At 69.3% G+C, this 10,205-nt stretch carries 10 protein-coding genes; 6 read left to right on the top strand and 4 right to left on the bottom strand.

What is annotated here, in order from left to right:
* A partial coding sequence (locus G6020_RS00055; RefSeq protein WP_182609244.1) for a TetR family transcriptional regulator occupies positions 1–377 on the bottom strand: 377 nt, incomplete at its 3' end.
* Between the two features lie 252 nt (positions 378–629).
* Between G6020_RS00055 and G6020_RS00060 the strand changes: the two genes are divergently transcribed.
* From G6020_RS00060 to G6020_RS00075, 4 genes are all read left to right on the top strand, one after another.
* Positions 630–1,778 carry an iron-sulfur cluster-binding domain-containing protein gene (locus G6020_RS00060; RefSeq protein WP_182609245.1) on the top strand — a complete coding sequence of 383 codons (1,149 nt, stop codon included), beginning with the start codon at positions 630–632 and terminating at the stop codon, positions 1,776–1,778.
* Between the two features lie 77 nt (positions 1,779–1,855).
* Positions 1,856–3,040 (top strand): acyl-CoA desaturase, encoded by a 1,185-nt coding sequence (locus G6020_RS00065; protein ID WP_182609246.1) that lies wholly within the window; start codon positions 1,856–1,858, stop codon positions 3,038–3,040.
* A 45-nt stretch (positions 3,041–3,085) separates the two neighbouring features.
* Positions 3,086–3,328: a hypothetical protein gene (locus G6020_RS00070; protein WP_179524739.1), complete on the top strand. Its 243-nt coding sequence runs from the start codon at positions 3,086–3,088 to the stop codon at positions 3,326–3,328.
* 69 nt (positions 3,329–3,397) lie between these two features.
* Positions 3,398–4,426: an RNase H family protein gene (locus tag G6020_RS00075; RefSeq protein WP_182609247.1), complete on the top strand. Its 1,029-nt coding sequence runs from the start codon at positions 3,398–3,400 to the stop codon at positions 4,424–4,426.
* Positions 4,427–4,824: 398 nt separating this feature from the next.
* Here the strand turns inward: G6020_RS00075 and trpS are convergent, their stop codons facing one another.
* From trpS to G6020_RS00090, 3 genes are all read right to left on the bottom strand, one after another.
* Positions 4,825–5,901: a tryptophan--tRNA ligase gene (trpS, locus tag G6020_RS00080; RefSeq protein ID WP_182609248.1), complete on the bottom strand. Its 1,077-nt coding sequence runs from the start codon at positions 5,899–5,901 to the stop codon at positions 4,825–4,827.
* A 44-nt stretch (positions 5,902–5,945) separates the two neighbouring features.
* A complete protein-coding gene (locus G6020_RS00085; RefSeq protein ID WP_182609249.1) occupies positions 5,946–6,419 on the bottom strand; it encodes a PPOX class F420-dependent oxidoreductase in 474 nt (157 codons plus the stop codon).
* A gap of 78 nt (positions 6,420–6,497) precedes the next feature.
* Complete coding sequence (locus tag G6020_RS00090; protein WP_182609250.1) at positions 6,498–7,343, bottom strand: exodeoxyribonuclease III; 846 nt, start codon at positions 7,341–7,343, stop codon at positions 6,498–6,500.
* A 99-nt stretch (positions 7,344–7,442) separates the two neighbouring features.
* Here G6020_RS00090 and G6020_RS00095 point away from each other — a divergent pair, with 99 nt between their 5' ends.
* Positions 7,443–8,966 carry a hypothetical protein gene (locus G6020_RS00095; protein ID WP_182609251.1) on the top strand — a complete coding sequence of 508 codons (1,524 nt, stop codon included), beginning with the start codon at positions 7,443–7,445 and terminating at the stop codon, positions 8,964–8,966.
* A 3-nt stretch (positions 8,967–8,969) separates the two neighbouring features.
* Positions 8,970–10,157 (top strand): hypothetical protein, encoded by a 1,188-nt coding sequence (locus tag G6020_RS00100; RefSeq protein ID WP_206682186.1) that lies wholly within the window; start codon positions 8,970–8,972, stop codon positions 10,155–10,157.
* The last annotated feature ends 48 nt before the right edge of the window (positions 10,158–10,205 follow it).

Here is a 10,205-nt window from a genome sequence, read left to right on the forward strand (position 1 = left end):
GCCGAGAGCACCCGGTGGTCGGCGTGGGTGGTGTCGACGAGACCGCGGGCGAGCACCGACCAGGTCTGCGGGTCCCGGACGGCTGCGGCAGAGGCGCGACCGGGCCAGTCCACGACGGGGTCGGATCCCGGCCCTGCGACCAGGTCGTCGACGAGCGCTCCCAGCGCCTCGGCGGCCCCCGCCGCGATTTCGGTGGCCAGGGCGTCCACCGACTCGAAGTGTCGGTAGAACGCGGTGGGGACGATGCCCGCCTCGCGTGAGAGCTCGCGGACGACCAGGCCCGAGAATCCCCGCGTGGCCACCGCATGGCGGCCCGCGGCAACGATGAGTGCACGTGTGTGCCGCTTCTGCTCCGCCCGGGTACCTGGTGCCGCCACGCCCGTGATGTTATCGCCTGAGGGCTGTATCCGCACGTGGGAAACCCCCCGTCGGAGTGTGACCCACGTGACAGGACCTGGGCCCTTCTCATTTGAGAGAACGTATGTACACTCAAACTCGTCCGGTGGTCGAACCGGACGGATACGCCCCCGTAGTGCGCCCGAGGCCGCGAGGCCCGGACCGCACATCAAGGCAGTAGGCCGCGTCCGACGGCGCACGACCACACCGACCCCTACCTTCCGGAGGTCCTCATGACCGCCCCGACCATCAGCCGACTCTTCTCCCGCGGGATCACCCGCACCCTGCTCACGCCGCACCCGGTGGAGCACTACGTCCGCTCGCTCGGAGTGAGCTGGTCCGACGACCCGACCGGCGCAACGGTCGTCGCCGTCGACCGGCCCGTCTCCGACGTCACCGTCATCACGCTCCGACTGCCGGCCGGTGTCGACCGGCCCGCCCCCGGAGCCGCCCTCGAGATCGGCGTGGTGGTCGACGGTGTCGTCCACCGGCGTCACTACTCCCCGGTGGACTCCGCAGCCCGGCCCGACGGCCTGGCGACGATCGCCGTCCGCCGGCACCCGGGGGGCGTGGTCTCCGAACACCTGTGGTCCGAGGCCGCCCCCGGGATGCGCCTGCTCCTCGGCAACCCGGTCGGGGAGGTCACACTCCCGGACGCGCGCCCGACCTCCGTGCTGCTGGTCAGTGGCGGCAGCGGCATCACCCCGATGCTCTCCATCGCCTCCACCCTGGCCGAGGAAGGCCGCTGCGGCGACGGGGCCACCGGCCGGGTCGCCTGGCTCCACTACGCCCGCCGGGTCGAGGACGTGCCGTTCCGTGACCGGATCCGCGAACTCGCGCGCGCCGGGGTCGAGGTCAGGGTGGTCCCCACCGGGGCCCCGGACCCGTCAGACACCTCGGGCCACCCGCACCCGTCAGACACCTCGGACCCGTCGTCGCGGGACCTGGTCGGCCACCTGACAGAGGGCCACCTCGACGAGGTGGCACCGTGGCACTCCGACGCCACCGTCTTCCTCTGTGGACCCGACGGCCTGGCCGACGGATTGTCGGCCACCCTCGGAGCAGATCGCTACGCGAACGTCCTCCGCGAGCGGTTCACCGCCTCCAACGGACCCGTGCCCGAGGGAGACGGCGGCACCGTCACCCACGTCAAAAGTGGTGTGTCCGCCCACAACTCTGGCACCACGCTGCTGGAGGGCGCGGAGGCCGCGGGACTGTCGCCGAAGCACGGCTGCCGGATGGGTATCTGCCACACCTGCACCGCCGTTCGAGTCTCCGGCGCCACCCGCGACCTCAGGACGGGCGAGGTCGACACCGAGCCCGGTTGCCTGGTCCAGATCTGTGTCTCCGCACCCGTGGGTGACGTCGAGATCGAGCTCTAGACCTCTCCCGGGCCCCAGGCATACCCGACACACCACGCACCCGTACGCCCACCGGAACAACCGAAGGGACTCCCATCATGACCCTCCTGCAACTCCCCACCATCCGCTCCAAGAAGCCCAAGACCGAGAAGCCGGCAGCCACCGGTCCCGAACCGGTGGTCCTGTCCGCCGAGTCGGTGGAGATCATCGGCCGTGAACTCGACGCCATCCGCGACCGCGTGGTGGCCGACCTCGGCACCGCCGACCGCGACTACATCCTCCGCGTGGTCCGCATGCAGCGTCGACTCGAACTGACCGGGCGCGCCCTGATGTTCCTCGGCTTCCTGCCACCCGCCTGGCTCGCCGGGGTGGCCGCGCTGAGCGCCTCGAAGATCCTCGACAACATGGAGATCGGCCACAACGTCATGCACGGCCAGTACGACTGGATGCGCGACGACATGCTCCACTCGTCGAGCTTCGAGTGGGACAACGTGTGTCCGTCCGACCAGTGGCGGCACTCGCACAACTACATGCACCACACGCACACCAACATCCTCGATCTCGACCGCGACATCGGATACGGCATCCTGCGCATGGAGTACGAGCAGAAGTGGACCCCGCTTCGCCTCGGTAACCCCGTCTACGCGTTCGGGCTGATGATGCTGTTCGAGTGGGGCGTCATGCTCCACGACCTCGAGTACGACAACGTGCTCAAGGGCAAGCGCAAGTGGTCGGACGTCAAGGGCCTGCTCGCCGGGTGGTGGGGCAAGATGCGCGGACAGGTCGCCAAGGACTACATCGTCCACCCGGCGCTCACCGGGCCGCTGTTCCCGCTCACCTTCGCCGGCAACCTCACCGCCAATCTCGTCCGCAACGTCTGGGCGTTCTCGGTGATCTTCTGCGGGCACTTCCCCTCGGGCGCCCAGGTCTTCACCCAGGAGGAGACGGCCGAGGAGACCCGCGGCGAGTGGTACGTGCGCCAGATGCTCGGCTCGGCCAACATCTCGGGCAGCCCGTTCATGCACCTGGCCACCGGCAACCTCTCGCACCAGATCGAGCACCACCTCTTCCCAGATCTGCCCGCGCACCGCTACCCGGAGATCGCCGAGGAGGTGCGGGCGATCTGCGAGGAGCACGGCCTGCCGTACACGACCGGCCCGCTGTGGAAGCAGGTGGCGAACGTGTGGGCCAAGATGTTCCGGTTGGCCCTGCCACTGCCGCCCACCCCGGCGGACACGCCGGCCGTGCTCATCGAGCGCAGGAAGGTGACACCGGCGGCCTGAGCCGGGGTACCTTCGTGGACACCACTGACGAAGGGAGCGGATCCGATGAGCGACTTCGAGCGCAACAAGGACCAGGTCCAGGCAGGTGTCCAGGCGGGGGCGTCTCTCGTCGGCCGGATCGCCGTCATCATCACCGACGCGGTCGGTTCCATCGCCAAGGAGGTCGGTGACTTCGTCACCGACGGGATCGAGATGAGGGAGGCCGCCCGGGCCGCCCGACTCGACGAGCGCAAGCGCTCCCCCGCGATAGATCTGGACGGCATCGAGGACGGCGATCTGAACGGATGAGGCCGCTGGTGACCCGATGACCGTGGCCGGTGGGATCTCCCCCCGGCCACGGTGGCAGGATCGCTCGACGTGACGATCATCGCCGCCGCGGACGGCTCCGCTCTCGGTAACCCCGGCCCGGCCGGATGGGCCTGGTACATCGACGAGTCCAGATGGCGCTGCGGCGGCTGGACACGGGGCACCAACAACCAGGGCGAGCTCACCGCCGTCCTGGACCTCCTCCGGCAGACCGCGCACTCCCCCGAACCACTCCACATCCTGTGCGACTCCCAGTACGTCATCAACTCGGTGACCAAGTGGATGGCCGGGTGGAAGCGCAAGGGCTGGAAGAAGGCCGACGGGAAGCCTGTGCTGAACGTCGAGGTCATGAAGGCGCTCGACGAGGCGATGCGGGGCCGCGAGGTCACCTTCGAGTGGGTCAAGGGGCACGCCGGACACGAGCTCAACGAGAAGGCGGACGTCCTGGCCAACGGTGCCGCCAAGGCCTGGGCGTCGCGTCGGGAGCCCGAGGCCGGCCCCGGGTTCCCGGGAGCCCGGTCCGTTGGTGCGGGTGACGACCCGGCCGTCCCCCCCGCGGCAGACGGAGATGCGCGGCCCGCGACGGCCGCGGGCAGACGCGCTGCCACAACCGCGTCCGCTGCACCGGAGGGTCCCGCGGACGCCCAGCCGGAACTGTTCACCCTTGCCGATCCGGTATCCCCCACCGCGTCGTCCACGGCGACTGCGCAGTCCGCGTCGTCCGCACCGAGCCCCTCGGATGTCGACCTAGTTGTCGAACTGGAGCGATCACTGCTCACCGATACCGTCCGCGGTGACCGACGCAGACTCGAGGCGCTCCTGGACCCCTCGTGGAGCCACGTGTGCGCCCGCGGTGAAGTGTGGTCGCGCGGGGACAGGCTCGCGGCCTCCGGCAGGCCCGACCGGGCATCGGCAGAACGCACCATGGAGGTCATCGAGGCCCGCGAGCTGGGCTCCGACACGATCCTGCTCGTCTGGCGCGAGCGCTCACGAGACGGTTCGATCCTGCGTAGCTCGGTGTGGGTCCGGTCGCGGGGCTCGTGGCGCCAGACCTTCCAGCAGGGCACTACCGAGGCCTGAGCGTCATCCCCACGGACGGCCTACCGAGCAGGCCCCCGGTTCCTCCTCTGATAGGTCGTCCGGGGAGGCCCTGCACACACAGAACGGCGCCCCTCACCACGTCTGGTGAGGGGCGCCGCTCATCGACCGTGGCGCGGGGCCTACAGGCCGCCCAGCAGCAGATGGAGCAGATCCCCAACGATTCCGATCAGACCGGCGACTAGACCCATGATTCCACTCCCTACAGGTGATGTGACACCCGACGGGTTCCTCTCCCCGTCGAGCTGAAAGCGACTCTAAGGACGTAGTGTGACGGAGGTGTTTCGACCCGCGGTCTACGCCGTGAACTTGGGTTTCGTCGGTGTAAGGATACATCTGTATAGATTTTCTCTTACGTAGTATCCTGCGCCCAGGGTCGCCTATCCGCGGCGCGGCGCGGTGAATCCGACCGCCTGATAGACCTGCGAGAGCACGGGCCCGGCCACGGATCTCGCGCGATCCGCGCCGTCAGCGAGGATCTGCTCGAGTTGGCCCCTGTCGGACATGTACTCGTCGAACCGACCGCGCAGCGGGGTGACAAAGGCTTCGAGGGCATCGGCGGTGTCGGTCTTGAGCGCGCCGTACCCCGCCCCTGCGGCCTGGTAATCGGCCACGATGTCCGCCACCGGACGTCCGGTGAACGCCGACTGGATGGTCAACAGGTTGGACACACCCGGCTTCATCTCGCGGTCGAAGCGGATGTCGCCATCCGAATCGGTCACGGCGCTACGGATGCGTTTGGCGGAGACCTTGGGGTCGTCGAGCAGATTGACGATCCCCTTGGGGTTCTCCCCCGACTTGCTCATCTTGGCCGTGGGGTCCTGCAGGTCGTAGATCTTGGCCGACCCCTCGAGGATCTTGCCCTCGGGAACCACGAAGGTCTTCTTGTAGCGGGAGTTGAACCGCATCGCCAGGTCGCGGGTCAGCTCGAGGTGCTGACGCTGGTCCTCCCCCACCGGCACGAGGTGCGGGCGGTAGAGCAGGATGTCTGCGGCCATGAGGACCGGGTAGGTGAACAACCCCACCGTGGTCCCGTCGGTGCCCTGTTTGGACGACTTGTCCTTGAATTGGGTCATCCGCGCGGCCTCGCCGTAGCCGGTGATGCACCCCAGGACCCAGGCCAGTTCGGCGTGCTCGGGCACGTGCGACTGCACGAACAACACCGAGCGGGCGGGGTCGACCCCCAGCGCGAGTAACTGTGCGCACCCGCGGAACACCCGTTCGCGCAGTTCCTTGGGATCCTGCTTGACGGTGATCGCGTGAAGGTCGGGGATGAAGTAGTAGGCGTCGTGGTCGTCCTGCAGGTCCACCCACTGCCGAACGGCGCCCAGGTAGTTGCCGAGATGGTAGGAGTCGGCGGTGGGCTGGATGCCCGACAGGACGCGCTGGCGCTTCGCGGGCGCCTCGGTCGGGGCGCTCGTGGGCGCAGGAGCTGCGGAAGTGGACTGCTCAGACATGGCGCCCATCTTCCCACGGCGCCCCCGGCCCCCCGATCACGCCCTCATCGGCCGGTGGACCGGTCCTGCTCGGGCGGGAACCCGCCCGTCGCCACCGGCCCCCAGTCGTCGATCGTCACCCGGATGAGGCATTTGCCCTGCCGCACCATGGCCTCGCGGTACTCGTCCCAGTCGCTGTGTTCGCCGGCGACGCTGCGGAAGTACTCGACCAGCGGCTCCACAGCCTCCGGGAGGTCGACGATCTCAGCGGTTCCGTCGACGTGGACGTAGGGCCCGTTGAACTCGTCCGACAACACGCACACACTGACCGCCGCGTCCCGTCGGATGTTGCCCACTTTCGCCCGCTGCGGGTAGGTGGCCACGACGAGCCTGCCCTCGGAGTCGACACCACAGGTCACGGGCGAGCTCTGCAACCCTCCCGAGGACTTCCGCGTGATGAGCACCGCGCGGTGCCGCGGGCGCAGGAACTCCTCGAGTCCGGCTCGGTCAGGACGGTCGGCGGTCGCATACGTCGGCATGGAGCCGAGGTTACGGATGTGCTCGCCGCGCGGCATCCGCGATCGCGGGCCCCTCCGGTGCGGACGCCCTCGTCGTCGTCACTCGTAGACGACGGTGACCGGCGCGTGGTCGGACCACCGCATGTCGTAGGCACTCGCACGGTCCACCCGATCGGCCACGGCACGATCGACCAGGCCGTCGGTCACCACGTGGTAGTCGATGCGCCAGCCCGCGTCGTTGTCGAAGGCCTTGCCGCGTTGGCTCCACCAGGAATAGGGGCCGATCTCGTCGGGGCGACGATGGCGGACGATGTCGGTCCACCCGCTGGCGTCGGCGAACAACTCTGACATCCACTCACGCTCGTGGGGCAGGAAGCCGGAGCTCTTGTGGTTCCCCTTGTGGTTCTTCAGGTCCGCCTCGCGGTGGGCGATGTTCCAGTCGCCGCAGACGATCATCTCGTGTCCGGTCCGGCCGCCGACGATCTCCGCGCTCTCGGCGAGGTGCTCGCGGAAGCTCGATAGGAAGCGGTCCTTCTCGTCCTGCTTCGGGGTGTTCGCGGTCCCGGACGGAAGGTAGAGGCTGGCGACGGTGACGGTCTCCCCGTCGACGGCGCCGGGGTACACCGCTTCGATGTAGCGGCCGGACTCGTCGAACTCGGGATCACCGTGACCGATGCGCACCTCGGCGGGCTCGTGCCGGGACAACAGCGCGACGCCGGCCCGGCCCTTGAGCGAGGAGGCGGAGCCGACGAGGTGCCAGCCGGCGTCGAGGGCCGGAGCGAGCGCCTTACGGGTCTGGCCCTCGTCGGCGCGGACCTCCTGGAGCGCGACCACGTCCGCGCCACTGCCCTCCAGCCAGGGCAGGAATCCGAGGTTGGTCTCCGACCGCTGCTTGACGGCGGCGCGGATCCCGTTGACGTTGACGGTGCTGACGGTGAGGCTCACGCCGCTCAGGCTACCGACCCGGTCAGACGTATCCGTTGACACCCGGTTCGTACATTCATACATTGAGACGATCAATGTATGAATGAAGGGAACTGAAGGATGCACGGAGCGACGGCGGTGGTCCTCGGCGGGAGCGTGGCGGGTCTGTGTTCGGCCGGCGTGCTGGCGCCGCACTTCGACAGGGTGGTGGTCCTCGAGCGGGACGAGCTTCCGCCCGGCGCCGAGCACCGGCGCGGGGTCCCCCAGAGCAAGCACCCGCACTTCGTCCTCAACGCCGGGCGACGCGCGATCGGCACGATCTTCCCCGGGTTCGAGGAGTCACTCATCGAGGCCGGCGGGATGCTGCTGATGCCCTCGATGGACGCGGCCTACGGCGAGATGGACGGCTGGGGGCCGCGCAAGGCCAGCACCATGACGATGATCTACTCCTCCCGGATCCTCATCGAGCGTGTCCTGCGGGAGAAGGTCCGTGACCTGCCGACCATCGAGATCTGCGAGGGCGTGACCGCGTCGGGCCTGTCCACCACCGGAGGCGGGACACCGGCCGGGCGAGTGACCGGGGTGGAGTACCGCGACGCGCACGGCGAGACCCGGATCCTCGAGGCCGATCTCGTGGTGGACGCCCTGGGCCGCGGCTCCTCGGTCCGGGACTGGCTCGCGGCCGCCGGCTGGCCGGGCGTCCCCGAGAAGACCCTCGACGCCAAGGTCACCTACACCTCCCGCTGGTACCAGCTCCCGGACGCCTCGGAGCGGCCGCCGAACTGGTGGTGGAAGCACCTGGTCCTGACCCCCACCCAGGACACCGGCCCCCATCCGCAGGAGCACGAGTTCCTCTCGAACTTCTTCCCCGTCGAGGGTGACCGCGCGATCGCGTGCATGGGCTCGTGGGGGATCCAGATGCCGCGCACGCCGGAGACGTTCGAGGCCGCCGCCGACCGGCTCCGCGCGCCCACGTTCGCCGCCGCCATGCGGGCCGGCACCCCGATCTCGGAGGTGCACCTCACCCGCGCCACGGGCAACAAGTGGCGCCGCTACGACGAGCTGGCACACCCACCGCTGGGCCTGGTGGCCATCGGGGACGCGGCCTGCGCCTTCAATCCGTTCTACGCGCAGGGGATGAGCTCGGCCGCCCGCTCGGCGGTCGTGCTCTCCGACATCCTGGCCGAGCACCGGTCACTCGACTCCTCGTTCACCCGCGCGTTCCTCGACCGGCAGCGCACGTCGCTGGAGGTGCCGTGGATGCTGGCCATGGCCCGCGACCAGGGATACGACTTCGCCGAGGGCACGGAGGTCGCGCCCGCGTGGCGACGCAGGATCATGTCCCGGGTGTCGTGGCCGGTGTTCAACGCCATCACCGCCGCCGCCCGTGAGGACGACCACGTGGAGCAGACGTTCACCGCGGTGTTCAACCTCGACAAGTCGCTCCGCGACATGATGACGGACCCGCGCTTCGTCTACGGCCTGCTGCGCCACAAGGTCCGCGAGGCGCTCGGCCGCACCCGCGTGCCGGGTGGCTTCGACATCCGCCTCGACCCGCCCGGTACCGACTACTCCGATCCCGCGAACCCCGTGGAACCGGCGGCCTCCGCCGTCCGGTCCGCGACCCGACAGACGAAGGGCTGAGCGATGGCGTACTCCTGTGAACCCGATGCCCGGCAGGTCGCCGATTTCCTCGGCTTCTCCTGCGACGACGCACACCCCGTGGGGGCCGTTCGCTCACCGTTCGCCCTCGAGCACTGGACCATGCCCCTGCTCGAGGTGCTAATCATCGCCGGTGCGGTCTTCGCCCTCGTGCACGCGTGGCGGCGCTGGAGGCGCGACGGCGACCCGGTCAACCTCGGGCTGTGGTTCGCCTCCCTGATCTACCTGGCGGTCATCGAGCCGCCGCTGTACTTCCCCGAGTGGTTCGGTCTGCAGGACTACGTGGGCTTCATCTTCTCCCACAACGTCTTCACCGTGCAGTTCATGTTCGACCGACTGCCGCTGTACATCGTGGCGTTCTACCCGGTGATCTCACAGCTCACCTACGAGCTCGTCCGCGCCCTGGGGATCTTCGCCCGGCGCGGGGCCGCGATCGGGGCGATCGCCACCGCGTTCGCCAGCCAGGTGTTCTACGAGATCTTCGACCAACTCGGGCCCCAGCTCAGGTGGTGGGCGTGGAACCCCGACAACATGATCAACACGCCGATGTTCGCCTCCGTCCCGATGAACAGCATGTGGGTGTTCGCCTCGGTGTCCTTCGGCGTCATGGTGTGGCTCGTCGTGAAGCTCCTGGGCGGACCCCGACGCACCGGGACGCCCATGGGCGGCGGCTCGGTGGCCTGGCGGACCGTCGTCGCGGGGGTGCTCACCCCGGTACTCATGGTGATCCTGGCCGCGCCCACCAGGGTCGGCGTGGACGCCGAGAGCGAGGGAACCCTCCAACGGACCATCCTCTGGACGTTCCTCGGCATCCTCTGGATCGTCGGCCTGTGTCTGCTGGCGGACGCCACCCGCCGGACGTGGCGGGGCTCCACGCCGCCGGTCGCCTCGCCCGACTTCGTCCGCGTCTTCCCCGCCCTCTACGTCGGTGTACACGCGGTGTTCTGGATCGCGGCGCTCCCGGCCTTCCTGGGCGCGACGGACGGGGTCACCACCGGAGGCACCCCGATCGGGAGCGGGTGGTATGCGCTCGCCTGCTTCGCGGTCGCCATCTGGTTCGTCGTCGCGGCCGTCCTGGCGACCCGGTCCCCCTCCCGCGAGGTCGGCTCCGCCCCCGGCACCACCGCGGGCACCGGGGATCCGCGGACGCGCGAGGCCGATGTGACACCCTGAACCGATGGCGAGACACGGGTGGGGGGGCCGGCCCCCGGCGGACGAGGA

The sequence above is a fragment of the Dietzia sp. B19 genome (assembly GCF_014145155.1).
In the GTDB taxonomy this organism is placed as follows: Bacteria; Actinomycetota; Actinomycetes; order Mycobacteriales; family Mycobacteriaceae; genus Dietzia; species Dietzia natronolimnaea.

Bases quoted from the DNA above. Each gene is read 5' to 3' on its own strand.
- G6020_RS00070 (WP_179524739.1), top strand. From the start codon at position 3,086: ATGAGCGACTTCGAGCGCAACAAGGACCAGGTCCAGGCAGGTGTCCAG.
- G6020_RS00100 (WP_206682186.1), top strand. From the start codon at position 8,970: ATGGCGTACTCCTGTGAACCCGATGCCCGGCAGGTCGCCGATTTCCTC.
- G6020_RS00095 (WP_182609251.1), top strand. From the start codon at position 7,443: ATGCACGGAGCGACGGCGGTGGTCCTCGGCGGGAGCGTGGCGGGTCTG.
- G6020_RS00085 (WP_182609249.1), bottom strand. From the start codon at position 6,419: ATGCCGACGTATGCGACCGCCGACCGTCCTGACCGAGCCGGACTCGAG.
- G6020_RS00060 (WP_182609245.1), top strand. From the start codon at position 630: ATGACCGCCCCGACCATCAGCCGACTCTTCTCCCGCGGGATCACCCGC.
- G6020_RS00065 (WP_182609246.1), top strand. From the start codon at position 1,856: ATGACCCTCCTGCAACTCCCCACCATCCGCTCCAAGAAGCCCAAGACC.
- trpS (WP_182609248.1), bottom strand. From the start codon at position 5,901: ATGTCTGAGCAGTCCACTTCCGCAGCTCCTGCGCCCACGAGCGCCCCG.